The following is a 22,975-nucleotide window of genomic DNA, read 5'->3' as shown; positions in this document are numbered from 1 at the left end:
TCCGGTGCTCCTGCAGTTGACCGCTGACCAAGACCAGCTGCGCCAGTCCCTGCGGGTACTGTTTGACCGCCAGGCCGGGTGGGAGCGGTCCCGCTCGCTGGAGAACGACGTCGACCGGCCGCTTCTTTCCAGCATGCAGCAAGCCGGTTTCCTCGACGTCGCCTCCACCGAGGGCGGCACCCTCCTCGACGCCGTCCTCGTGGTGGAGGAGGCCGAAGCGGCCTGTGCCCGGGCCCCGGTGGCGGCCCGCGCGCTGGTCGCAGCGCGCCTGCTCGACAGCGCCCCCCTCGTAGTGGGCCTGGTGGACACCGACCCGTGTGCCCTGACGCGCTACGCGGGGCTGTGCGACGCCTACCTGGTCCTCGACTCCGGCGGCGCGAGCTACGCCGAGGCCGCCCAGGTCGACGTGACGCCCGAACCGAGCCGGTGGGGATACCCGCTCGGGCGGGTCAGGGTGCGCCGTGCCGCACGCCTCGGCAGCGGTACCGGCGGACGCCTGCTCGCCGCCTGGCAGGTGGCCCTGGCCGCCGAGATGGGTGCGGCGATGCGCCGGGCGGTGGACCTCACCGCGACCTACGTCACCCACCGGACCCAGTTCGGCCGGCCGATCGGTAGCTACCAGGCGGTCAGCCACGCACTGTCGGAGGCGAAGGTGGCGACCGAGGGGACCATCTGGATGGCCCGGAGGGCGGCGGCCGACCCAGACGACACGATCTTGGCTGCGGCGGCCGCAACGTACGCCGCCGACGCCGCGGGCCTAATCGTCCAGCGCACCCATCAGGTGACCGGCGCCATCGGCATCACCCGGGAGTACGGCTTGGTCGCCTCCACGATGCGCCTCGGTGTCTTGCGCAGCGAACTGGGTGGCCCGCGGCGCCACGCGATCGGTCTGGCCGAACTGCGCTGGCCGCAACCGTGACCGAGAACCGGGAGCCGGCGGCCGCGGTGGGGTGGGCTGGGGCGGCACTCCATCCGGCCACCGCCGGGGGTGGCCACGAAGACCGGCCGGTGGTGCAGAAGGCCGCAGAGGTCCTCGCCGAGCGCATCCGCCGCCAGATCGTGAGAGGCGAGCTGCGCCAAGGCGAGACCCTGCCCCCCGAATCCGAGCTGCTCGAACGGTGGGGGATCGGACGTCCCGCCCTTCGGGAGGCGCTGCGGATCCTCGAATCCGAGCACCTCATCCGGGTGATGCGAGGCAACGTCGGAGGGGCCGTGGTGCGCGTGCCGTCGGTCGCAGTCGCGGCCCGGTCGGCGGCGGTCATCCTGCAGATGGAGGGCACCCCGCTCCCGGACATCTACCGGGCCCGGCTGGCGATGGAGCCGGGAGCGGCCTACGAGGCCGCCCGCCAGGCCGACGGCGGGGCGATCGCCCGGCTAGAGGAACTGTTGGCGCGCGAGCAATCCCTCGTGGATGATCCTCGCGGGTGGGCTAGTGCGGCGGTCCGGTTCCATGAGGGGGTGGTCGCCGCAAGCGGCATCCGTACCCTCTGCCTATTTGCCGACATGCTCTCCGAGATCATCGACGAGCACCAGGCGATCGCCGTGAGCGTGCAGACGGGGACGGAGGGCAGTGCCAACCGGAGCAGGGCCACCCGGTCCCACGCCAGGCTCCTGGCCCTTGTCCGGGCCGGGTCCGCTGACGGGGCCAGGCAGCACTGGTACCGCCATATCGAGGAGATCAACAGCCGATACTTCGCTTCATAGCCGGGTCGCGCCGCGGCGACGACCGGCGCTCAGCGGGCCCGGTCGCGTGGCATTCCGAGGGCTCGCTCTGCGATGAGATTGCGCATGACCTCGTTGCTGCCGGCGGAAATGGTGTAGCCCCGGGCGTAGAGCCACATGTCCTGCCACCGGCCGTTAGCCTCGGTTCCGGCGTCCCCCTCGACGAGCACCGAGCGGGAGCCGAGAAGCCGGAGGGCCTCCTCGGCGACATCGAGGTTGAGGGTGCTGAACCACGTCTTGAGCACCGGGGCGTCGGCGGGCGTCTCCTGCTGCAGCGCCGCTCGACTGGCCATGGTGTGCTCGAGCAGGCGAAGCACGTGCGCCCGCTCGTAGAGCCGGACGAGGCCCGCGGTGTCGACGAGGCCGGGGGTGCCTAGGGCGACCAGGTCCTTCACCTGCTCACACATGTCGCGGTCGCCGCTACCCTGCCGGCTGCGCTCTGACATCAGACTGCGGGAGGCGATGGCCCAGCCTTGCCCCTCTTCCCCAATGCGGTCGGCGACGGACACGACAGCGTCGGTGAAGAACACCTCGTTGAAGTCCGAGGTCCCGGTCATCTCCCGGAGAGGCCGGACCTCCACCCCGGGCTGGCGCATGTCGATGGCGAACGCGGTGATGCCGGCGTGCTTGTCCGCTGCGGGGTCGGTGCGGGCGAGGAGGTAGCCGTAGTCGGACCACTGAGCCCATGTGGTCCACACCTTCTGCCCGTTGACCACATAGCGGTCGCCGTCGCGGACGGCCCTGGTCGTGAGCGACGCCAGGTCGCTGCCGGCGTCGGGCTCGCTGTAGAGCTGGCACCAGATGTCCTCGCCGGCCCGCAGCCGGGACAGGAAGCGCTGCTGCTGGTCCGCGGTCCCGTGCTCCGTCAGTGCCGTCTCGACGAGAGGGTTGCCGATCCTCCACGGCGCGCCAGCGGCCTCGATCTCCTCGATGGCCACCCTGGCCGGCCAGGGGTCGGTGCCGGCAGCCAGTTCGAGGGGGCTATAACCGGCGCGGTGCAGCAGCCCCAGCCATTGCTGGAGGGCGGCTACCTCGCCCGCGTCCTCGGGGGTGCGCATCCCGGCCTTGCGTTGCTCCGGTCGGGGCGGTGCGTGCTCCGCGACGAATGCCCGCACTGAGGCGCGAAACGGGTCGTACTCCGGCGGAGCGACCGGCGCGTCCACGTCCATCTCAACCCACCTCCGCTGTTGGCGCGAGCCGGTCCCACGAGCGCGACCGCCGCCAGGCGGTCGTCCCGAACAGGACGGCGTTGGTCCTGGCTCGCCGGGCGAAGAGATGCATGTCGTGATCCCAGGTAAAACCGATACCCCCGTGGAGCTGGATGCCTTCTCCCGTCACCATTGCGGTGGCGTCTCCCACGTGGGCCTTGGCCAAGTCGACCGCTCCTTGAGCGTCGGGGAACCCGTCGCCGGCGGCGAGGGCCGCGTAGCGGGTGGCCGCACGGGCGCCCTCGAGGGCGAGCAGCATGTCGGCGCAGCGGTGGCGGATCGCCTGGAACGACGCGATCGGGCGGCCGAACTGGACCCGCTGGCGGGTGTACTCCACGGTCATCTCCACCACCCGCTCGGCGCCGCCGACGCTGTCAGCGCAGGCCAGGACCGCCCCGAGATCTATCCACTCCTGGAATGCGGCCATGGACCCCGTCGACAAAACCGCGGTCGATTCGACAGGGGTGCGGTCGAAGCTCACCCGTCCGAGCGGGCGGGTGAGGTCCAGCGAGCGGTGCGGTTGCACGCTGATCCCCTCGGCATCGGCAGCCACCAGCATGGCGATCACCCTCTCGCCGTCCCGGGCGGTTACGAGCAGCCACTCGGCGTCGGCGGCGGCCTCCACCAGGACCTTGGTGCCGGTGAGGTAGAACCGTTCGCCGGCCCGCTCCGCTCGCGTCGCCGTCCGGTGGGGATCCCAGTCCCCGGCGTCCTCGGCCAGGGCCACGGTGATCAGCGTGGTGCCCGAAACCAGGGCCGGGAGCAGGCTCTGATGCTCGCTGGTGCCGTGGGCGCTCAGCGCGTTGATGGCGACATTGGTCGAGATCAGCGGACCGCCGGCGAGAGCTCGGCCCCATTCCTCGGCAAGGGCCGTGGCGTCGACCAGCCCCTGCCCGCTGAGGCTGCCGCCTCCGGCCGCCTCAGGCGCCAGCATGGAGAACCACCCCAGCTCCGCGCCCTGGCGCCATCCGGCGCGGTCGAGCCCGGGTCCGGCCTCCAACAACCGGCGCGCCCCAGCCGCTGGCTGACGCCGTTCGAGCAACCCACGAGTGCTGGCCTGCAGGGCTTGTTGGTCTTCGTCGTAAACGAACTTCATTGCCGTGCGCTCATCCCGATGACGAATGCTATCGGATCTATCATGTGCATGAAAGGGTCGGTCTTGAGGGGTGGGCCGGGGGGCCGCCTCCTCCCCTTGCCGCTCCAGGAGACGGGGTAGCTTCCCCCGGTGCCCCGGCTCCTATTTGTGCACCACACCGTGTCACCGGCGACCCACGACTGCTACCTGGCCGCTCTGGAGGGGGCGTCGGACCCGGCCATCGAGGGTGTGGAGGTCGTGAGCCGGGCGGCGCTGTCGGCGACGGCCAGCGACGCGCTGGACGCCGACGGGTACCTCCTCGGAGCGCCGGTCACCCTCGGGTACCTGGCCGGCGGCTTGAAGCACTTCTTCGACACGGTCTACTACCAGTGCCTGGAGCAGACCCGGGGCCGGCCCTTCGGGGTGTACCTGCACGGCAACCAGGGTCTGGAGGGCGGCGTGCGAGCCATCCGCACGATCACCGCCGGCCTGGGGTGGCGCCTGGCGCAGCCAGTCGTGGAATTGCTCGGCGCCCCCGATCCCGCGGATCTGGCCGCGTGCCGTGAGCTCGGGGCCGCGGTCGCCGCCGGTCTGTTGCTGTGAGCCGGCCCGGCCTGGCCCGTTCAGGCGAGGCCGGTCGTTTTCAGCGGCCCCGGTGCTCGCTGTAGAAGCTGGCTGCGGGGGCGTCGTCGGTCTCGCTGACCGCAGCATCGGCCTCACCGTCGAAGGGGACATGGGTCACCGCCGGGACGGAGGCGGTGTCGTCATCCCCGCCGGCGCTGCCGTCGGCGCGGCGGGCCGTGGCCGCTTCGGGACCGAAGAATGCGACCATCGCCGACTCCTCGGCTTCGGACGGCTCGTCGTCGACCGACGCGATCACCCGTCCGGTCAGGATGGGACCAGGAGCGCCGTCCCCGGTCGGGGACTGGTCGCCGGCCTCCTCGGCCTCCGGGTGGGCGTCGGTCCCGGCCTTCGCGTCGGCGTCACCGCTGGCGTCGTCGGCGTCTTCGGCGGCGGCAGGGTCGGCGGGGGCCTCGGGTGACGCGGCCCCGGCGCTCAGCTCCGGCATGGAATCCGCGGCCCGGTCGGTGGTGGCGGTGGCCGCCGCCACGATCGCCCGCAGGCTCTCGGCCATCTCCTGCATGCTGGTGAACATCGCCTCCCGGCGCCGACCGAGCGCGGCCAGCTCCGCGTTGCGCAGTCCCCGAACCCGGGCGAACTCTTCGGCGGCGCGGGCCTCCTCGTTTTCGATATGGGCCCGGACCCGCTCCACCCACGCCTCGATCTCCTGGCGCCGGGCCAGCGCCCGGGCTTCGGCGTTGTTGACGATGTCCTCCGCTCGGAGTCGCGCCGAAGCCTCGAGGTTGCGGGCCGTCTCCTCCGCGCTGGCGATCCGGGCGGTGGCCCGCTGCTCGGCGTCCGCGGTGCGAGCCGCGCTGAGCAGCCGCTGCTCCTCGGCGCTGGCCTGCGCCGACGCCAGGAGGGTGTCGGCTTCCTCCCGGGCGGCGCGCACCGCCTCGGTGGCTCCCGCCTCGGCCTCCTCGAGGACCAAGGTCAGCCGCTCGCCCAGAGCAGCGATGGAGCGGGGGGTCTCGGAGCGGATGCAGGCCTCCAGCTCGGCGATGCGCCCGCGGAGCCGTTCGATCTCGGCGTTGAGGTCGCTGTTGGCAGCCTCCAGGGAGGCCATGGCCTCGGCCTGCTCGTCTTCGGATTCCCGGAGCGCGTCCACGTACTCGTCGACCTCCTCGACGTCGTAACCGCGCATGGACCTCGTGAAGTTCGGCGTGGACCTGATCATGTGGAGTGCCATCGGACCTCTGCTCTGCAGGTGGGCGCACGCGCCTCGGGATACGGAAATCTCCACCCGCAGGGCGCACCAAAGGTGCGACCTTCTCCGCCCACCAGCATGCCCGAGGGGGGCCCGGCGCGCAACGACCCTCGCCGGCGGTGCCGGGCGAACCCGACGAGCGGTACAGTCCGGGCATGGGGGACGTCGACGTAGAACTCACCATCCACGCCTCGACCGAGGCGGTGTGGGGCCTGCTGGAGGACCCGACCCGCATGGGCGACCTGTCGCCTGAGTGCGTGTCGGGGCGCTGGCTGGACGGCGCCACCGAAGCGGTCCCCGGCGCCCGGTTCCGGGGTTCCAACCGACGGGGCTGGCGGCGCTGGAGCACCACCTGCACCGTCACCGAGGCGGATCCCGGCCGGGCCATCGCATGGGACGTGGCTGTCGCCGGGCTGCCCATCGCGACGTGGGGCTACCGGTTGCGCGCCGACGGCGACACGACCGCGGTGACCGAATCGTTCACCGACCGGAGGGGACCGATGGTCAAGGTCCTCGGCGGCTGGCTGCGGGGTGTGAAAGACGTGCCTTCCCACAACCAGGTAATGATGCAGCGCACCCTAGAGGCGCTGCGGGTGGCGGCCGAGACCGCAGCCTCGCCGTCAGCCTGAGCGGCGCTACCCTCCCGGCGCGTCCACGGACCGGCGCACCAGCAGCTCTTGGGCCACGGTGGCCAGGTGCTCCCCGGACGCGCCGTAGACCCGCCCGGTCGACAGTCCCCGCGGGTGGCGCTTGCCGTCGGCGCGCAGATCGTGCAGCTGCCATCCGGCGGGTATCGGACGGGCGAACCACACGCAGTGGTCGAGGGAGGTGCCGTACCAGCGGCCGCCGGGGATCGGCTCTTGCAGCGACGTGTGGGCGTCGGACGGCAGGTCGTCGGAGAGGTAGGCCAAGGCGCACGCGGCCAGGACCGGGTCGCCGTCGAGGTCGTCGGCGACGCGCATCCACGCCTGGGCGTGTCCCGGCTCGGAGGGGATCACCACCCGCTCGATCATCGGGCTCCAGCTGTCGTCGGACGAACCGTCGGGCGGCGCCACGTCGAAGACGTTGGACTCGTAGTCGACCGCCGCGGCGTCGGGCCGGTGGATCTGGAACGACGCGGCCATGTGCAAGATGGCGGCGTCCTGGCGGGCCACGACCGAACGGGTCACGAACGACCGGCCGTCGCGCAGCCGGTCCACCTCGAAGCGGATCGACCGGTTGTGGTCGCCGCTTCGGATGAAATAGGCGTGCAGCGAATGGACCCGGTAGGCCGGGTCCACGGTGGCCGCGGCCGCCCGCAGCGACTGGGCCACGATCTGACCGCCGTACAGGTCGCCCCACGGGTACTGCGGACCACGCCCGACGAAGGTGTCGGGTCCGTGGGCGGCCAGGTCCATCATCTCGACGAAACGCATCGCTGCAGTGTGGCGCAGGCGGAGAAAGGGGGGCCGAAGCTCGCTCCGGCGCCCCGTCCCGCCCAGCGTGGTGGCGGCCCGCTCCTCGCCGGTAGGTTACGGCGGTGGCCAACCAAGTCGTGCGCGGCGAGGTGGGGGAGTGGCGCGTCGAGGTGCGCCGCGACCCGTGGCAGCTGGTGATGATGCCGGCGCAAGGCGGCGCGGCCCTGCAGGAGGCGCCGGCCGGGCCGGAGGCGTGGGGACCGGTCGGCTTCCAGACCGCGCTGGGAGACGCCCGGCGCCGGTGGCGGTCCGGGCCGTGGCGGCAGCGGCCGGGCCCGGCCAACGGGGACGCCCCACCCCTGCGGCAGCTGTGGGCGGCCACGTCGGCGACCGACGGAGGCTTCGGCGCCGCCGGCTTCGAGGCCCGGCTGGCGACCGACCACCCCGACGGCTGGAGCATCGCCGTGCGCCTGTCGGCGGGACCGGCCGACGCGCTGGTCGTCGAGGCGACCATCGACAGCGGCAGGCAACCGGCGCAGATCGAGGCGCTCGGGCAGGGGTTCCTCGCCGCGGCCGGCGAGCGGTGGCTCGGGTTCGGTGAGCGCAGCGACGAGGTGGACCGCCGGGACGGCACCGTCGAGGCGTACGTCGGCGAAGGGCCCTACCAGGACTACGAGTACGAGGTGCTCGTCGACGTGTTCCCGCCGTGGGCGCTGCGCCAGCGTGCCGACGCGTCCTACTACCCGGTCCCCTGGCTGCTCTCGACGGCGGGATACGGGGTGCTGCTCGACAACCACGAGGTCAGCTACCACCGGCTGCGCCCCGGCGGCGACGACCGCTGGAGCCTCGAGGTGGAGGCCGACCGGTTGGCCTACAGGGTGTTCCCCGGCCCGTCCCCCCTCGAGGCTCTGGGCCGTTTCAGCGAGGCGACCGGCCGCCAGCCCCCGCCGGGGCCGGCCTGGTGGTTCGGCCCGTGGGTCCAGACCGGCCACGCCAACCACGTCCCCCTCGACGAGGAAGCCGGTCACCTCGCCGCGCTGCACCAGGCGGGGGCGCCGGTGTCCGCGGTCGAGACCCACTGCCGGTACCTGCCGATGGGCGAACACCGCGGCCACGAGCAAGACGAACGGGCCCGCTGCGCCCACTTCCACGCCGAGGGCCTGGCGACGCTCAGCTACCTCAACCCCTTCGTCGGGGAGGACTTCACCGACGCGTACGCGGCGGCCGCGGCGGCCGGCGCCCTGCAGCGACGAGCCGACGGGACGCCCTACACCTTCACCGCCTACGCCGGCGGCCGGACGCCGCCCGAGGCGATCGAAGCCCAGTACGACTTCACCGCTCCGGGCGCCGCGGACGCATGGGGCGCCGTCGCGGCGGAGGTGGTCGACGCCGGCCACGACGGGTGGATGGAGGATTTCGGCGAGTACACCCCCTTCGACGCGGTCGCCGCCGACGGCACGCCGGGAGAGGCGCTCCACAACCGCTACCCGACTGACTACCACCGCGCCGCGGCGGGCGTCGCCGCCGCGCTCGAGGCGGCCGCGGGACGGCCGCTGGCGCGCTTCGTTCGCTCCGGCTGGACCGGCACCGCCCCGTGGGCGCCGATCGTGTGGGGCGGCGACCCGACGACGGGATGGGGGTTCGACGGTCTGGCCAGCGCCGTACGCCAAGGCCTTTCCATCGGCGCCAGCGGCGTCGCGGTGTGGGGCAGCGACACCGGCGGGTTCTTCTCGAGCGTCGAGCAGCTCGACCCGGAGCTGCTCATCCGCTGGATCCAGTTCTCGGCCCTCTCGCCGGTGATGCGAACCAAATCGTCGGGGATCGAGGTGTTCCCCTACCGCCGGCCGCAGGTCTGGGACGAGGGGATCCTCCCGCACTGGCGGCGGTGGGCGGCGCTGCACACCCAGCTGCTGCCGTACCTCCGTGCCGGGGTCGAGGAGTACCGACGCTGCGGGGCGCCGCTGATGCGGGCGTGCGGGCTGGTGTGGCCCGATGTCGAGCGGATGGCCGGCGTGGACGACCAGTACCTCCTCGGCTCCGACCTCCTGGTGGCACCGGTCCTGACCCCCGGCGCGACATCCCGCCTCGTCGCGGTGCCGCCAGGCGAGTGGGTCGAGCTGTGGAGCGCAGTGTCTTACGACCCGACCACCCGAGGGCTGCGCCGCCAAGCCCCGGGCGTCGTCCACCACGGGGGGCCGGCCGGCGCCGCCATCACCCTCGACGCGCCGCTGGAACGGATCCCGGTGCTGGTGCGCGCCGGCGCCCGCATCGACCTGCTCGACCCGTCCCTCGAGCGCCTCCCGCTCGACGGCGACGACCCGCCGATCGGAGCGTCGCTGCAGTTCTAGGGTCGGCTCGCTACGCTCCGCGTGTGGCCAGCGACGATGCCGTGGTGCTCGAAGCAGCCGGGCGGGAGGTCACGATCACCAGCCCGGGCAAGGTGTTCTTCGACGAAAGGGGCGACACCAAGGAGGACCTGGCCCGCTACTACCTGTCCGTGGAGGGGCCGGTGATGGCGGCGATGGGAGACCGGCCGGTGCTCCTGCAGCGCTTCCCCAACGGCGCCGGCGGCTCGTCGTTCTTCCAGAAGCGGGTACCCGACACCGCCCCGCCGTGGCTGGCGACGACCACCGTGTCGACGCCCAACGGGACGCCGTCGCGGGCGCTGGTCATCGCCGACATCGCCCACGTGATCTGGGCTGTCAATCTCGGGTGCCTAGGGTTCCACGTGTGGCCGAGCCGGGCCTCTGACCAAGAGCACGCCGACGAGCTGCGCATCGACCTCGATCCCAGCCCCGGCGTCGATTTCTCCATGATCCGCGACGCGGCCCGGTCGGTTCGGGCGCTCCTCGACGAGCACGGCGTCGCCGCCTACCCGAAGACCACCGGGAACCGGGGCATCCACGTCTACGCCCGACTGGCTCCCCGCTGGAGCTCGATAGAGGTGCGGGCCGCGGCGGTCGCGGTGGCCCGGGAGATGGAACGGCGCCACCCGGACCTGGTGACCGCCGCGTGGTGGAAGGAGGAACGCGGGGCGAGGGTGTTCATCGACTTCAACCAGAACGCACCCCACAAGACCATCTTCGGGGCGTGGTCGGTGCGGGCCCGCCCCGGAGCGCAGGTGTCCACGCCGTTCGGGTGGGACGAGCTGGACCGGATCGACATCGACGCGCTGACCATCGCCACGGTGCCCGACCGGGTCGCCGCCGACGGCGATCCGTGGGCGGTGATGGAAGACCACCCCCAGGATCTGACCTCGCTGCTGGCGCTGGTGGAGTGCGACCAGGCGGCCGGGCTCCCCGACGCGCCGTGGCCGCCGGTCTACCCGAAGATGCCCGGCGAGCCGCCCCGAGTCGCCCCGAGCCGGGCCCGCAAACCCAAGTCCGGGTCGTGAACTAGCGCCGGCTCGTGAGCTGGCGCCGGGTGTGGAGCTGGTAGAGGCTCTAGAGCTAGCGTACCCCGCCGTTAATTCGTTGTAATAGTCGTCCGGGCTTGTCGAGGATCTGCTCGGCGGTCTTGGTCCAGATGAACGGCTTGGGGTTGTCGTTCCAGGCGGCGATCCAGGATCGTACGTCTGCTTCGAGGGCTTGAACGCTGCGGCGGTCGGAGCGTTGCAGCAGATCGGGGGTGATGTAGGCAAACAACCGCTCGACCTGATTGATCCAACTCGAGTAGGTCGGCGTGTAGTGCTCGTGGAAACGGGGATGGCGGTCCAGCCACGCCTTGACCCCGGGCGCCTTGTGGGTGCCGTAGTTGTCGCAGACCGGGTGCACGTCGAGCCCGTCGGGGACCGTGTCGTTGATCCTGGCCAGGAACTTCTTGAACTCGATCGCCCGATGCCGGCGGTGCAGGGCGGAGATCACCGTCCCGTCCGCGGTGTTGAACGCCGCGAGCAGGCTGGTCGTGCCGTGGCGGTAGTCATGCGTGCGCGGTTCGGCCATGTACGGCATCATCGGGAACGCCGGCTGAGAACGGGGTAGCGCCTGCACTTGTGACTTCTCGTCCACGCAATAGACAACGGCGCCGTCTGGAGGGTTGAGGTACAAGCCGACGACGTCGAAGACCTTGTCCGCAAACGGCGGGGCCATTCGACAGCTTGAACCCCTCGGTTCGGTGTGGTTTGATCTCGAAGGTCTTCCAGATCCGGCCGATCGTCGACGGCGACAACCCCGTCCGCTCCGCCATCTTCGTCCTCGACCAATGCGTTGCGTTCGCCGGCGTCTGCTCCAACGTGGCAGCCACAACATCCTCCACCTGCTCGGCGGTGATCGACGGCGGCCGCCCCGGGCGGGGATCGTCCACCAGCCCGTCGAGGCGGGCGTCGAGGAACCGGCGCCGCCATTTACCGACCGTCGCCTGGTTGACCCTCTCCCGCTCGGCGACCGCCTTGTTCGACAAGCCGTCTCCGCAGGCCAGCACGATCCGGGACCGCAACGCCAACGCCTGGGATGACTTCGCACGCCGGCGGAAGACACTAGCCAGGCTGTATCGATGGACCAAAGACATCCGAGCCAGCCTCGCGCACGACCCGTGATCTTCGGGTTGGGAGCCGACGGGCCGGCTCGCGCCCCGCTGCGATGGTGCGCTGGGGTGGAATCCGATAGCCCGAGCCTCCATCAGACCCAGGTCGATTCACTGCTAAGCCGACGGTGGGGTTCGGAGTGGTCCCAGTCGGCGAGTAGGGCGCGGAGCGCCGCGAGCAGGCTGAGCGGTTGGTCGAGCATCGGGTGGTGGCCGGCTTCGGGCAGCACGAACACAGGCGCCTTCCGACCCGTGACCTCGAACATGGAGGCGCCGATGTCGTCGGTGACCAACCCGAACTCGGAGCGCAGCAGCGCGAAGCGTGCCGCCAGCGTCTCAAGGTAGGGCAGCGCCATTCCCTGCAAATGCTGCTGGAACTGCTCGGACAGCGCGCGGTCGGACTTCCACTGCCAGCCACCTTCGACAGGCTTCAGCGAACGCCGAGCGACGTGGTCGCGGACGAAGTCGAGGTAGTTAGCCTGCGGCGGGACGGTGCGGAACCTGTCGACTGCCATCTCGCGGCTGGCCCATAGACGGGGCCGCTCGTTGACCTCCTGAACCCGTCGCGACGAGTCCACCTCGGGGTCTGGTTCGGTCACGGGCGAGTCACACGCGATGATCCCTTCCACCTGGGCGGGGTGGAGCGACGCCGTGGCGATGGCGACGAAGCCCCCCATGCTGTGGCCGACGATGACGGGCGGGCCTACGGCGCCGGCGTGGTCTGCAGCGGACAGCACCTCGCGGGCCCACTGTCCGAGGTCGTAGCGCTCACGGTGGCTGCTGTCCCCGTGGCCGCTCAAGTCGACGGCCACGACGCGCCGCTCGCTTGCGAATGCGGCGGCCACATGGGTCCACCAGTGAGCGTTCGCTCCCCCGCCGTGCACGAACACCAGGCCCCGCTGCCCGGGCTCACCCCAGGCGACGTAGTGGACGGACGCGCCTTCGACGTCGACGAACCCATCCGTGAACGGCACCGCCAGGGCTCGACGGAACCACTCTGGCGCGCTGGGGTGGATCGGTGTACCGGCCGACGTCAGTCCCGTGGCCCTTTGGTCGGCCCCTCCGGAGGTCGGGTCACCCGAGCCGTTGCACGACGCCGGCAGCAAGCGCGCCGAGCGACGTCCGGATGTCGCCTGGACCGACGACGGTGCCTGGTCCACGAATGAGGTCGACCTCGTCGGCGATTGCGTGTGACCTATCCAGCTCGAGCGGAGGGTGTATGAGCTCGAGCAGCCGCCACCACCGGGCGCCGAGTCCGTCACCGACCAGCCATCCCCGGAGTCCGGCGGCCTGCCATGCAGCGGTGCCCGACTCGCAAGCGACGGCACCGACCGCCCCGTGGCCGCGATCGGCTGGGAGCTCGGAGGGCATGTGGACGCACGGACGCAACCCGGCGGTACGACACGCGAGGTAGGCCACGAGCAGCTCATCGAGGTGTTCGGCGCAGCACACGATGTCCACCATCGCTCCGGGCGCGGCGAGCCCGCCGAGTGAGGACGCGAGCTTGCGGCTGCGCCGATGGAGCGTGGCGAACGACGTGGGACGACCCGCGACCTCGATCGCGGTGCGCGACGGATCGCGCTGCGCGTGCGCGGCGACCACGGCGGGCAGCCACACCGCAGTCGTCAGTGGGCGGTCATCAAGCGCCTGGCACCCGATGCTCGGCCGGTCCGTCGCTGGCGGAGCCTCCATGACGTCAGGCGTCACGACGCTCCTCCGTTAGCCGCCGGTGGCGGCCTCCGAGGAAGACGAGGGGTTCACCATCGTGCGAGGATGCCATGGACTCGATGCGGCCGAGGACCAGCCGATGATCGCCGGCGGGCAGGATCTCTTCGATCGAGCAGTCCAGCCACGCCACCGCTCCGTCGATGATCGGCCGGCCGCCCGGGCTGGACCGCCAGCCGCAGCCGGCGAACCTCTCGGCGCCGCTGGTGCCGAACTGCCGTGAGACCCCGTCCTGGTCGGCACCCAGGATGCTGGCGCAGAACCCCCCTGACAGCTCGATGACTGGCCACGTGGTCGAGGTGGTGGCGATGAAGAAGCCGACGAGTGGTGGGTCGAGCGACACGGACGTGAACGAGCCGACTGCCACACCCACTGGCCTGGCACCGTATATGCCGGCGACGATCGCAACACCCGTCGGGATCCGACCCAGGACCCGGCGGTAGTCGGGCGGCGACGACGGGTCAGCAGGCCGGTCGCCGAGCACGGGTCGGGCCACCGTCCCGGTCATGGGGGACGGGGTCATCGTCCGAACGAGAGGATCTCGTCGACGAGCGCGTAAGGCACGGTCCGGTCGGCCATCATGTGGGCGAGCGTGCGGTTCGTGCGGGCCGAGGTGAGGTAGTTGCGCTCGTACAGGTCCATGCGGGCGCCGAGGCCGGAGCCGACGAAGTCCCATGCCAGGCGGAAGAGGGCCGCTCGTCGCTCGGCATCCATGCCCTTGGCGCCGCAGAGGAACTCCTCGCTCAGCGCGCGGAGCCTGGCGTCGTCGAGCATGGCGCGGCTCGGGGTCGCCAACAGGTTGTGGCTCCCGATGGTCAGGATGATGTTGTTGACCCGCGGGAACCACGTGGCCAGCAGCGACCGCATCGGGTGCAGGGCTCGGCCGTCGGGGAACCAGACGCCTGACTCGTTCGGCGCGGCGTGCTCCACGGCGAGCAGGAGCGCGCTTCGGGTCACCTCGACGTAGCTCTGGATCTCACCGAGTGCTTCAAGCGTGTGCGGTGAGGTGTCGTTGACGGCCTCGGCCAGGAGACTGGCGAGCCCGTACGCGAACTCGAGCTTCGTGAGCGCACGTGTGGTCGTCTGCTGCATGACGTTCGGGTACCAGGCCCGGAACATCACGGAGTTGTAGACGTCCTTGTTGCCGTCGATGAACACCCGGGACTTCGGGATCTCGACGTCGTCGAACATCACGAACGCGTCCTGCTCGTCGAAGCGCGTCGAGACCGGTCGATCGAACGGATCGGCGCCCTCCGCAGTCGTGCTGTCACGGCAGAGGAACACCAGCCCGGGCGCCTCCATCCCCACCGAGAAGCTGAGCGCGTAGCTGTCGGGAGCCTCACCAGGCAACGGGAACGCCGGGTATACGGCGAGCTCGTCGGCGAAGGGCGCCAGCGTGGCGAGGATCCGGGCACCGCGCACGACGATCGCGTCGTCGGTCTCGCCCACCTTGTGCAACGGCACTGCGTTGCCGGTGAACGTCCCGTCCGTGGCGCGGTCGATCGTGGGGTGGATGATGGTGTGGGTCAGCGAGATGTCCTGACGGCCCAGCTCCTTCTGGAACGCAGCCAGGTTCGCTGTTCCTTCGACGTTGCTGCCGTCCGGTCCCAGCCACGACTCGGGCTCGCCGGCGAACCCGGCGAAGGTCACGTTCATGTAGTCGGGCGTGCGCCCCATCATCCCGACGGTCGTCTCGGCGATCCGTCGCAGCCCGACGCCGCGGCGTTCGAGGTCCTCCTTGGACCGGGGGATCATGTGGCTGACGTTGATGGCCTCGCCCGTCTCGGGGTCGGGCATCAGGCACTCGTCGGCGTACTCGTGCTGGCGATCGAAGACACTCGCCATCGTCCGGGCCGGACCTGCCATCGCCGGGTGCGTGGTCACATCCTCGACCCGCTCGCCACCGACCCACACCTCACGTGGTCGGGCTTGTAGGCCCTTGAGGAACTCCTCACCGGTGCGAGCACTCATGACTGCCTCCCGAAGATCTTGTAGTTGGTGTCGTCCTCGAGGAAGTGCTCGTCGGGAACGAACTCGAAGTGGCTGAGGGCGGCGTCGACGTCGCCCTCCCACACGTGCTGCGGTAGGTCGTAGAGGACCTCGACGCCATGGCCGTCGGGGTCCTGCAGGTAACAGCTGTGGGTCATCCCGTGGTTGCCCCGGAGGTAGACCGGGACCTGCTGGTCCTTGATCTCCTCGAGCTTGGCCAGCCACGCCTCGCGCGACGGATACGAGATGGCGATGTGGTTCACACCGACGCGGTTTCCGAACATGTCGAACGGCTCCACCGGTGGCTGCGTCGCCGGATCCGGTGACTGCACCAGCGCGAAGTCGTGGTGCCGACTCGCCGAACCGCGGTAAAAGCGCATGTCGATGTCCGGGAACATCTCACTCTTGAACTGCCCGCACTGCTCGAAGCCGAGCACCCCCCCGTAAAAGGCGTGCGACGCCTCGATGTCACGAACGGTCAAGACGAGATGGCCGATCTTCGGCCCCTGTGGGCTGGTCATTGCTTCCCCCTGGTCGCAGCTGTCCTGACCATACAACCAAGCACTTGCTTGTGCAAGATCGAGTCGCGACGTAGGGTTCAATCCATGCAGACACAGGGGGATGGACATGACCGTGCTTGAGGGGCCGCGGCGTGAAGTTCGTCGCATCATCGAGGGTGGGACCCCCCAGTGGGTGATGCCGTCCGAGGACGGCACCGAGCTGGTCCTTGCCGACGGTCGACGGATCGGTGAGGCGACGGCGACGTACCTGCCACCGTGCGATCCGACCAAGATCCTGTGCATCCACCTGAACTTCGACTCCCGCCGGGTCGAGTTCCGGGCGCCTGAGCTGACGACGCCGACGTACTTCCAGAAACCGCCGACAACGATGAACAGCCACCGGGGCCTCCTGTACCGCCCGGCCGACTGCCAGTACATCAACTTCGAGGGCGAGGTCGCGGCGATCGTGGGCCGGCCGATGAAGAACGTGGCGCCCGACGACGTGTGGGACCACCTCGCCGGCTTCGCACCGGCGAACGACGTCGGCCTGCACGACTTCCGGGAGACCGACCAGGGAGGTATGACACGGGTGAAGGGACAAGACGGCTACTGCCCGGTCGGGCCCGGCATCGTGCGCGGGGTCGACATCCGGCAGGAGACGCTGCGCACCTACCTCAACGGTCAGGTGGTGCAGGAGGATCCGGTGTCCAACATGACGTTCGGAATCGACTACCAACTCGCCGACCTCTGCCGGCACATCACCCTGCTGCCGGGCGACATCGTGCTCACGGGAACACCGGCCAACTCGAGGCCCATGGAGCTGGGCGACGTGGTGGAGGTGGAGGTCACCGGCATCGGGCGACTCACGAACACCGTCGCTGAACGACCGGCACCGTCGCACACGCTGGGCCACCAGCCGATGGACACCGACGCCATCCGCCGCGTCGCCCTCGGCGGCGACTGGTGGGCGGCCCGCGACGCCGAGCAGGCGGCAGCGCAGTGAGCGCCCTCACCGACCAGGAGTGCGCTGCGGCCGCCCAGGCGCTCCTCGACGCAGAGCTCGAGCGCTCCCCGATCGACGCCGTCTCGACGACGTACCCGGAGGCTGACGTCGAGGACGCCTATCGCATCTCAATGGCCGTCACCGAGCTCAAGGTGGCCCGCGACCGGACGATCAAGGGCCACAAGATCGGCCTCACCTCCAAGCCCATGCAGCAGCTCGTCGGGACGGACGAGCCGGACTACGGGTCGATGTTCGACGACTGGTTCGTGCTCGAGGGTTCGACCGTCGACATGGCACGACTGAACCGACCGCTGGTCGAGGTCGAGATCGCGTTCGTGCTCGGCACCCCCCTGACCGGTACCCACAACAACGCCGCCGATGTGATCCGCGCCACCGACTTCATCCTGCCGGCGATCGAGATCGTCGACACCCGCTACCACGGCTACGGCACGAACCTGCTCGTCGACAGCGTCGCCGACGCTGCGTCGTGTGGGCTCGTGGTGCTGGGCGGTCGTCCGATGCGGCTGACCGACCTCGACCTGCGCCGCGAGGGGGCTGCGCTCTACAAGAACGGCGTGGTCGAGGAGAGCGGCGTCGCCGCCGCGGTTATGGGGAACCCGGTGAACGCCGTCGTGTGGCTCGCCAACAAGCTCGGTGAGTTCGGGGTGCCGGTGGAGGCGGGGAACGTCATCCTCTCGGGTTCGTTCCTGAAGGCGATCCCATTCGCGGGCGGCGACACGTTCACCGCTCTGTTCGACACACTCGGCGACGTCACCTTCGCCACCGCTTGAGCGGGGTTCTTCAGCGGACTTCGAGGCCGTCGAGGATGAGTCTGGCCAGCTGCTCGGCCACCTGGTTTGCTGGCATGCGACCCATGGGCCGCATGAACCGGTACGCGCCGAGCACCACGTCGCCGATGGACTTCGTCACGATCGAAGGGTCGACGTCTGACCGGAACCGGCCGCGGGCGATGCCCTGCTTGACTGCGGAGGTCCACCGTGAGGTGACCGCCCGCTGCTGGCGGACCACTTCGTCGAGTCCTTGCATCTCCCCAAAGTGACGTGTGTCGTTGCGGATGATGCGCGCGGCGTGCGGGTCCGCCGCGGTCTGCGCGACGGCCGCGCCGATGAGCCGGCGCAGGATCTGCTCGGGAGCGCTGGTCTCGGCAGCGATGGCGTCGAACGCCTCGACCTGCGACCGCAGGACGGGGACGAGGATCTCGGCCACCATCTCCTCCTTCGAGGCGAAGTGGTGGTACAGGCTGCCCGAGAGGATCCCGGCGCGCGCGCCGATGTCGCGCACCGTCGCCGCCACCACGCCCTTCTCGGCGAACACCTCGGTTGCAGCGTCGAGGATCTCGCGCCGGCGGGCCGAGTCTGCGGGACGGGTCCCCGCCCTCGTGGTCGTCGGCTTCGCCATCGTGATGTCGATGGTACCTATGAAGTGAACGAGCTCCGGCGCACCGCGACGTTCTTCACATCGCAGAAGAAGTCGAAGCTCCAGATGCCGCCTTCGCGCCCGACCCCCGACCTGCGGCTGCCCCCGAACGGCGCCGCGAGATCGCGGACGTAGAAGCAGTTGATCCATACGGTGCCGGCGACGATCTGCGCCGCCACTCGCTCGGCCCGCGCTTCGTCGCCGGTGAAGAGCGTGGCGGCGAGGCCGTACTCGGTGCCGTTTGCCAGCTCGATCACCTCGTCCTCGGTGCTGAAGGTCTGCAACGTGAGGACCGGTCCGAATACCTCCTGCTGCACGATCTCCGATGACTGCTCGACTCCGGTGAGGATCGTCGGCTCGAACCAGCTCCCGCCCAGCGCCGATGGCTTCCCACCGACCAACGGCTTCGCTCCACTGGCCAGGGCGCGTTCGACGAAGCCCGCCACCCGTTCGAAGTGCTCCGGGTGGATCAGCGGGCCGATGTTGGTGCCCTCGACGCGAGGATCACCGACGACGAGCTTGGACGTCGCGTCACGCAACGCGTCCGTGAAGCGGTCGGCGATCGTGTCCTGCACGAGCAGGCGCGTCCCGGCGAGGCACACCTGGCCAGCGTTCATGAACTGCGCTGCCGCGGTCCGCACCGCCAGCTCGAGGTCGGCGTCGTCGAACACGATGAACGGCGACTTCCCCCCCAACTCGAAACTCAACGGCGTGAGGTTGCGGGCCGCCGCCATCGCGATCGCTCGTGCCGTGTCGGGGGACCCGGTGAAGCTGATGCGGTCCACGTCGGGATGCGAAACGAGCGCCGCACCGGTGCGCTCGCCGACGCCGTGCACGATGTTCAGAACGCCGGGTGGCAAGCCGGCCTCGGTGGCGATCTCACCCAGCAGGGACAAGCTGAATGGCGCCCACTCCGGCGGCTTGACCACGACCGCGCAGCCCGCGGCGAGCGCCGGCCCGATCTTCCACGTCCCGAGCATGAGGGGCGCGTTCCACGGCACGATCAGGGCGGCCACGCCGGACGGGTCGTAGCGCACCGAGTTGTCGGCGACCGGTCCCTCGATCGGCGGGTGCTCCAGCGTACGGGCCAGGTCGGCGAAGAACTTGACGTTATGCGCGCTGCGCCCGGTCCCCACGTGCAGCATGGCGGCGCGCACCGAACCGTTGTCCGCAGTGTCGACCATCACCAAGTCCTGGGCCCGGTCGAGGATGGCCTGGGCGAACCGGTCGAGGATGTCACCCCGTCCGTCGGGGCCCAGTGCCGCCCACTCCGGGAAGGCGCGACGTGCGGCGGCGACCGCCGAGTCGACGACGGCGGCGTTGCCGTCTGGGATGTCGCCGAGGTGTGAACCGTCCACCGGCGAGCGCACCGCATAGAGCTCGCCGCCTCCGACGCGCTCCCCGTCGATCAGGTGATCGCATGGGACGCTCACCCCGTCGATGGTCGTACGCCGTCCGTCGCTCATCAGATCCCCCTGTCGTGGCCTCCGACGAGCGTACGGAATCCAGGCGACACAAGCAAGTGCTTGGTTTACAGTCTCAGCGGGTCTACGGTGGGGCCATGACGGCCATTCCTCTCCCTCAGAGCTGGCAAGACGACGCCACCGTCCTCGGCGCGTGGATGTTCCTGCGCGAGCCAGTGCTCGCCGAGGCCGCGGGAGACGCCGGATACGACTACGTCTGCATCGACATGCAACACGGCCTGGCGTCCTACACCGACGCCGTCGCCATGCTGCAGGCACTCGGACGCTCGGCGGCGGCACCGGTCGTGCGCGTGCCGTGGAACGAGCCCGGCATCATCGGCCGCGTGCTCGACGCCGGAGCACTGGGAGTCATCATTCCGATGGTCAACGATGCGCAGGACGCCGAGCGCGCAGTGGCCGCATGCCGGTATGCCCCCGCGGGTAGCCGCAGCTTCGGACCGGTCACGGCGATAACCCGACACGGCGTCCAGTACCTCGGAACTGCGAACGAGCAGGTTGCGTGCATCCCGATGATCGAGACTGTCGAGGCCGTCGAGCGGATCGACGAGATCCTCGCCGTCCCCGGCATCGACGCCGTGTACGTCGGGCCGTCCGACCTGTCACTGACGATGGGTCTCCCCCCGCTCGCCGATCATGACGACGCGGACTTCCTCGACGCACTGGCGACCGTCGTCGACTCCTGCGATCGGAACGGCGTCGTTCCCGGTGTGCATGCCAGCCCCGCCCTCGCCGCCGTACGAGCGAAGCAGGGCTTCCGGATGATCACCGTCGGCTTCGACCAGATGCCAGTGATGGCCGCGTTGCGCGCCGACCTCGCATCGTCGCAGGCGGCGGTCGGCGGCTAATCGCTTATCCGTTGGACCGACAGATCTGCAGATGCCCCAGGCGAGGGAGCCGGCGAACCCAACACTGCGCCCGGGGTGGGGCACGTAGCTCCTGCAAATGGTGGCGGGGGTTCAGGGCCAGCGCACCACCCTCGGGCTCAGGACCCGACGAAGGCGCTGGTCAACCGCACCGGACCGACGGGTTCAAGCTGTCAAACCATCCGTTGTTTGTGGACAAGGTGTACGACGTCGTTGGGCTTTACCTCAACCCTCCTGACGGCGCCGTCTATTGCGGGGACGAGAAGTCACATGCAGGCGCTGGCCCGCTCGCAGCCGGCGTTCCCGATGATGCCGTACATGCCCGAGAAACGCACGCATGACTACCTACGGCACGGCACGACCAGCCTGTTCGCGGCGTTCAACACCTCCGACGGGTCGGTCATCTCCTCGCTGCACCGCCGGCACCGCCCGATCGAGTTCAAGAAGTTCCTGGCCAAGATCGACGCCACGGTCCCCGACGGACTCGACATCCACATCCGTGCCTGGATTGCAGCATGGAACGACAACCCCAAGCCGTTCATCTGGACCAAGACCGCCGACCAGATCCTCGAAGAACTTGGACGACTATTGCAACGGATTAACGGCGGAGGATGCTAGCAGGGGCTCTGCGTCTAGTAGAGGGTCGGGACGACGACCTCGATCAGCGCCGGGCCGGGAGCGGCCAAAGCCCGGCCCAGGGCGGCCGCGAAGTCGTCGGCGGTGGTCGCCCGCTGCGCCGGCACGCCGAGCCCCGACGCCAGCGCCACGAAGTCCACGTCGGGGTCCGACAGGTCCAGCATCCGCTTGGCCCGGGTGCCGCCGGTGGCCGCGCCGGTGCGCTGAAGCTCCATGTTCAAGATCGCATACGACCGGTTGTTGTAGAGCACCACCACCACGTCGAGGCTTTCGCGGGCCATGGTCCACAGCGCCTGGAAGGTGTAGAGGGCGCTGCCGTCGGCCTGCAGGGCCACCACCTTGCGGTCCGGGCAGGCCGTCGCCGCGCCGCACGCGGCGGGCAGCCCTTGGCCGATGGCCCCTCCGGTCAGGGTCAGCCAGTCGTGGGGGGGCGCTCCGGCCGTCGCCTCGCCCAGACCGAGGCCGGAGGTGTTGGACTCGTCGGAGACGATCGCCCCTTCCGGCAGCAGCGCGCCGATCGCGGCGCTGACCGCTTGGAGGGTGAGCTCGCCGGAGGGGATTGCCGGGCGGGGGGCGTCGGGGCCCGGCTTCCACGCAGCGACCGCCAGCTCGCCGGCAAGGGCGTCGAGGGCCGCCAGGGACGGGACGCCGGGCGCCGACAGCTGGTGCAGCTCGCAGTCCTCGGGGGCGAGCCGGCTCGGCTTGCCGGGGTAGGCGAAGAAGCTCACCGGTGCCTTGGCCCCGACCAGGATGAGGTGGCGCACACCTTGGAGCTGGGCGGCCGCCATCTCGCCGAGGTACGCCAGCCGCGGCACCGCCGGCAGGCCGGCGCCGCGCTGCAGGCGGGCGGGGAACGTCTCGCAGATGATCGGCGCGCCGGTAGAGGCGGCGATCGACGCGGCCAGCCGCAACTCCTCGGAGCGGCAGGCGCTGCTGCCGACCACGATGGCCGCACGCTCCCCGGAGCGCAGCGCCCGGGCCGCGGTCGCCACGGCCGCCCCCTCGGTGGCAGGGGGTCGGGCGGGAGCCACCGGCGCGCCGACCGTCGCGCCATCGGACCAGGACAGGTCGGCGGGCAGGATCAAGGTGGCGACCCGCCCGGGCGGACCGGTGGAGGCCGCCACCGCGGCCGCCGCGTCCACGCCCACCGAGGCGGAGGATGCGACCCTGATGATCGCGGGGGACACGTTGCGGGCCACCGTCTCGATGTCGGATTCGAGCTGGGCGTCGAAGGGCTTGTGATAGGTGGCGTGGTCGCCGACCACGGCGACGACGGGCGACCACGCCCGCCTGGCGTTGTGCAGGTTGGCCACGCCGTTGCCGAGCCCCGGTCCGAGGTGGAGCAGCACCGCGGCGGGCCGGCCGGTCATCCGGGCGTAACCGTCGGCGGCGCCGGTGGCGACGCCCTCGAAGAGGGCCAGAACCCCCCGCATCTCCGGGACCGCGTCGAGGGCGGCCACGAAGTGCATCTCCGACGTGCCGGGGTTCATAAAGCAGGTGTCGACGCCGCTGGCGACCAGCGTGCGCAGCAGCGCCTCGCCTCCGATCATCCTCTACCTCCCGTGGCCCGGCCGGCTCTCGGCGGCA

Annotated in this window: 21 protein-coding genes and 2 pseudogenes; 10 read left to right on the top strand and 13 right to left on the bottom strand. The window is 70.5% G+C overall.

What is annotated here, in order from left to right; all coding sequences use genetic code 11:
- The first annotated feature begins 4 nt into the window (after window positions 1-4).
- Both K6U06_RS03625 and K6U06_RS03620 read left to right on the top strand, forming a co-directional pair.
- Window positions 5-919 (top strand): acyl-CoA dehydrogenase family protein, encoded by a 915-nt coding sequence (locus tag K6U06_RS03625; protein WP_262320535.1) that lies wholly within the window; start codon window positions 5-7, stop codon window positions 917-919.
- Entirely contained in the window at window positions 916-1,704 is a 789-nt protein-coding gene (locus K6U06_RS03620) for a FadR/GntR family transcriptional regulator (protein WP_262320534.1), read from the top strand. The genes K6U06_RS03625 and K6U06_RS03620 overlap by 4 nt, the downstream gene beginning before the upstream one ends.
- 29 nt (window positions 1,705-1,733) lie before the next feature.
- Here K6U06_RS03620 and K6U06_RS03615 read toward each other — a convergent pair whose 3' ends face one another.
- Both K6U06_RS03615 and K6U06_RS03610 read right to left on the bottom strand, forming a co-directional pair.
- Window positions 1,734-2,891, bottom strand: coding sequence for an acyl-CoA dehydrogenase family protein (locus K6U06_RS03615; RefSeq protein WP_262320533.1), 1,158 nt, complete (start codon window positions 2,889-2,891; stop codon window positions 1,734-1,736).
- Window position 2,892: 1 nt separating this feature from the next.
- Window positions 2,893-4,026 (bottom strand): acyl-CoA dehydrogenase family protein, encoded by a 1,134-nt coding sequence (locus K6U06_RS03610; protein WP_262320532.1) that lies wholly within the window; start codon window positions 4,024-4,026, stop codon window positions 2,893-2,895.
- 129 nt (window positions 4,027-4,155) lie between these two features.
- Here K6U06_RS03610 and K6U06_RS03605 point away from each other — a divergent pair, with 129 nt between their 5' ends.
- Window positions 4,156-4,608 carry a flavodoxin family protein gene (locus K6U06_RS03605; RefSeq protein WP_262320531.1) on the top strand — a complete coding sequence of 151 codons (453 nt, stop codon included), beginning with the start codon at window positions 4,156-4,158 and terminating at the stop codon, window positions 4,606-4,608.
- 40 nt (window positions 4,609-4,648) lie between these two features.
- Here the strand turns inward: K6U06_RS03605 and K6U06_RS03600 are convergent, their stop codons facing one another.
- Window positions 4,649-5,815 carry a DivIVA domain-containing protein gene (locus tag K6U06_RS03600; RefSeq protein ID WP_262320530.1) on the bottom strand — a complete coding sequence of 389 codons (1,167 nt, stop codon included), beginning with the start codon at window positions 5,813-5,815 and terminating at the stop codon, window positions 4,649-4,651.
- 173 nt (window positions 5,816-5,988) lie between these two features.
- Here K6U06_RS03600 and K6U06_RS03595 point away from each other — a divergent pair, with 173 nt between their 5' ends.
- Window positions 5,989-6,462: an SRPBCC family protein gene (locus tag K6U06_RS03595; protein WP_262320529.1), complete on the top strand. Its 474-nt coding sequence runs from the start codon at window positions 5,989-5,991 to the stop codon at window positions 6,460-6,462.
- A 6-nt stretch (window positions 6,463-6,468) separates the two neighbouring features.
- Here the strand turns inward: K6U06_RS03595 and K6U06_RS03590 are convergent, their stop codons facing one another.
- Window positions 6,469-7,248 carry an acyl-CoA thioesterase gene (locus K6U06_RS03590; RefSeq protein WP_262320528.1) on the bottom strand — a complete coding sequence of 260 codons (780 nt, stop codon included), beginning with the start codon at window positions 7,246-7,248 and terminating at the stop codon, window positions 6,469-6,471.
- Between the two features lie 104 nt (window positions 7,249-7,352).
- Here K6U06_RS03590 and K6U06_RS03585 point away from each other — a divergent pair, with 104 nt between their 5' ends.
- Both K6U06_RS03585 and ligD read left to right on the top strand, forming a co-directional pair.
- On the top strand, window positions 7,353-9,578 hold the full coding sequence (locus K6U06_RS03585; protein WP_262320527.1) for a TIM-barrel domain-containing protein: 2,226 nt from the start codon (window positions 7,353-7,355) through the stop codon (window positions 9,576-9,578).
- A 23-nt stretch (window positions 9,579-9,601) separates the two neighbouring features.
- Window positions 9,602-10,624: a non-homologous end-joining DNA ligase gene (gene ligD, locus K6U06_RS03580; RefSeq protein ID WP_262320526.1), complete on the top strand. Its 1,023-nt coding sequence runs from the start codon at window positions 9,602-9,604 to the stop codon at window positions 10,622-10,624.
- Between the two features lie 55 nt (window positions 10,625-10,679).
- Here ligD and K6U06_RS24610 read toward each other — a convergent pair.
- The 6 genes and pseudogenes from K6U06_RS24610 to K6U06_RS03545 form a co-directional block, all read right to left on the bottom strand.
- Window positions 10,680-11,736 (bottom strand): annotated as a pseudogene (locus K6U06_RS24610) (IS630 family transposase).
- A gap of 110 nt (window positions 11,737-11,846) precedes the next feature.
- On the bottom strand, window positions 11,847-12,725 hold the full coding sequence (locus K6U06_RS03565) for an alpha/beta fold hydrolase (protein WP_262320523.1): 879 nt from the start codon (window positions 12,723-12,725) through the stop codon (window positions 11,847-11,849).
- A 100-nt stretch (window positions 12,726-12,825) separates the two neighbouring features.
- Entirely contained in the window at window positions 12,826-13,458 is a 633-nt protein-coding gene (locus K6U06_RS03560) for a hypothetical protein (RefSeq protein WP_262320522.1), read from the bottom strand.
- Complete coding sequence (locus K6U06_RS03555; RefSeq protein WP_262320521.1) at window positions 13,448-13,999, bottom strand: flavin reductase family protein; 552 nt, start codon at window positions 13,997-13,999, stop codon at window positions 13,448-13,450. Before K6U06_RS03555 ends, K6U06_RS03560 begins: the two co-directional genes overlap by 11 nt.
- Window positions 13,996-15,447, bottom strand: a complete 1,452-nt coding sequence (locus K6U06_RS03550; RefSeq protein WP_262320520.1) for a 4-hydroxyphenylacetate 3-hydroxylase N-terminal domain-containing protein — start codon at window positions 15,445-15,447, stop codon at window positions 13,996-13,998. Before K6U06_RS03550 ends, K6U06_RS03555 begins: the two co-directional genes overlap by 4 nt.
- Window positions 15,444-15,986 (bottom strand): VOC family protein, encoded by a 543-nt coding sequence (locus K6U06_RS03545; RefSeq protein ID WP_262320519.1) that lies wholly within the window; start codon window positions 15,984-15,986, stop codon window positions 15,444-15,446. Before K6U06_RS03545 ends, K6U06_RS03550 begins: the two co-directional genes overlap by 4 nt.
- A gap of 106 nt (window positions 15,987-16,092) precedes the next feature.
- Here K6U06_RS03545 and K6U06_RS03540 point away from each other — a divergent pair, with 106 nt between their 5' ends.
- Both K6U06_RS03540 and K6U06_RS03535 read left to right on the top strand, forming a co-directional pair.
- A complete protein-coding gene (locus K6U06_RS03540; protein WP_262320518.1) occupies window positions 16,093-16,968 on the top strand; it encodes a fumarylacetoacetate hydrolase family protein in 876 nt (291 codons plus the stop codon).
- Window positions 16,965-17,759, top strand: a complete 795-nt coding sequence (locus K6U06_RS03535; protein WP_262320517.1) for a 2-keto-4-pentenoate hydratase — start codon at window positions 16,965-16,967, stop codon at window positions 17,757-17,759. Before K6U06_RS03540 ends, K6U06_RS03535 begins: the two co-directional genes overlap by 4 nt.
- 10 nt (window positions 17,760-17,769) lie before the next feature.
- Here the strand turns inward: K6U06_RS03535 and K6U06_RS03530 are convergent, their stop codons facing one another.
- Both K6U06_RS03530 and K6U06_RS03525 read right to left on the bottom strand, forming a co-directional pair.
- On the bottom strand, window positions 17,770-18,387 hold the full coding sequence (locus K6U06_RS03530) for a TetR/AcrR family transcriptional regulator (protein ID WP_262320516.1): 618 nt from the start codon (window positions 18,385-18,387) through the stop codon (window positions 17,770-17,772).
- A 17-nt stretch (window positions 18,388-18,404) separates the two neighbouring features.
- A complete protein-coding gene (locus tag K6U06_RS03525; protein WP_262320515.1) occupies window positions 18,405-19,871 on the bottom strand; it encodes an aldehyde dehydrogenase in 1,467 nt (488 codons plus the stop codon).
- Window positions 19,872-19,885: 14 nt separating this feature from the next.
- Here K6U06_RS03525 and K6U06_RS03520 point away from each other — a divergent pair, with 14 nt between their 5' ends.
- Window positions 19,886-20,734 carry an HpcH/HpaI aldolase family protein gene (locus tag K6U06_RS03520; protein ID WP_262320514.1) on the top strand — a complete coding sequence of 283 codons (849 nt, stop codon included), beginning with the start codon at window positions 19,886-19,888 and terminating at the stop codon, window positions 20,732-20,734.
- 164 nt (window positions 20,735-20,898) lie between these two features.
- Window positions 20,899-21,370, top strand: a pseudogene (locus K6U06_RS03515) (IS630 family transposase); the annotation flags it as partial.
- Window positions 21,371-21,384: 14 nt separating this feature from the next.
- On the opposite strand, the gene K6U06_RS03510 reads toward K6U06_RS03515, so the two are convergent.
- Entirely contained in the window at window positions 21,385-22,938 is a 1,554-nt protein-coding gene (locus K6U06_RS03510) for an acetolactate synthase large subunit (RefSeq protein ID WP_262320513.1), read from the bottom strand.
- Between the last annotated feature and the right edge of the window lie 37 nt (window positions 22,939-22,975).

This window comes from Acidiferrimicrobium sp. IK (assembly GCF_025499425.1).
Taxonomy (GTDB): domain Bacteria; phylum Actinomycetota; class Acidimicrobiia; order Acidimicrobiales; family Palsa-688; genus Acidiferrimicrobium.
The sequence above is the reverse complement of the archived record's forward strand: the minus strand, read 5'-3'. Positions and strand labels throughout refer to the sequence as shown.

Excerpts from the sequence above, each read along its gene's own strand:
- K6U06_RS03615 (WP_262320533.1), bottom strand. The coding sequence starts at position 2,891 with ATGGACGTGGACGCGCCGGTCGCTCCGCCGGAGTACGACCCGTTTCGC.
- K6U06_RS03610 (WP_262320532.1), bottom strand. The coding sequence starts at position 4,026 with ATGAAGTTCGTTTACGACGAAGACCAACAAGCCCTGCAGGCCAGCACT.
- K6U06_RS03600 (WP_262320530.1), bottom strand. The coding sequence starts at position 5,815 with ATGGCACTCCACATGATCAGGTCCACGCCGAACTTCACGAGGTCCATG.
- K6U06_RS03595 (WP_262320529.1), top strand. The coding sequence starts at position 5,989 with ATGGGGGACGTCGACGTAGAACTCACCATCCACGCCTCGACCGAGGCG.
- K6U06_RS03590 (WP_262320528.1), bottom strand. The coding sequence starts at position 7,248 with ATGCGTTTCGTCGAGATGATGGACCTGGCCGCCCACGGACCCGACACC.
- K6U06_RS03555 (WP_262320521.1), bottom strand. The coding sequence starts at position 13,999 with ATGACCCCGTCCCCCATGACCGGGACGGTGGCCCGACCCGTGCTCGGC.
- K6U06_RS03550 (WP_262320520.1), bottom strand. The coding sequence starts at position 15,447 with ATGAGTGCTCGCACCGGTGAGGAGTTCCTCAAGGGCCTACAAGCCCGA.
- K6U06_RS03545 (WP_262320519.1), bottom strand. The coding sequence starts at position 15,986 with ATGACCAGCCCACAGGGGCCGAAGATCGGCCATCTCGTCTTGACCGTT.
- K6U06_RS03540 (WP_262320518.1), top strand. The coding sequence starts at position 16,093 with ATGACCGTGCTTGAGGGGCCGCGGCGTGAAGTTCGTCGCATCATCGAG.
- K6U06_RS03530 (WP_262320516.1), bottom strand. The coding sequence starts at position 18,387 with ATGGCGAAGCCGACGACCACGAGGGCGGGGACCCGTCCCGCAGACTCG.
- K6U06_RS03525 (WP_262320515.1), bottom strand. The coding sequence starts at position 19,871 with ATGAGCGACGGACGGCGTACGACCATCGACGGGGTGAGCGTCCCATGC.
- K6U06_RS03510 (WP_262320513.1), bottom strand. The coding sequence starts at position 22,938 with ATGATCGGAGGCGAGGCGCTGCTGCGCACGCTGGTCGCCAGCGGCGTC.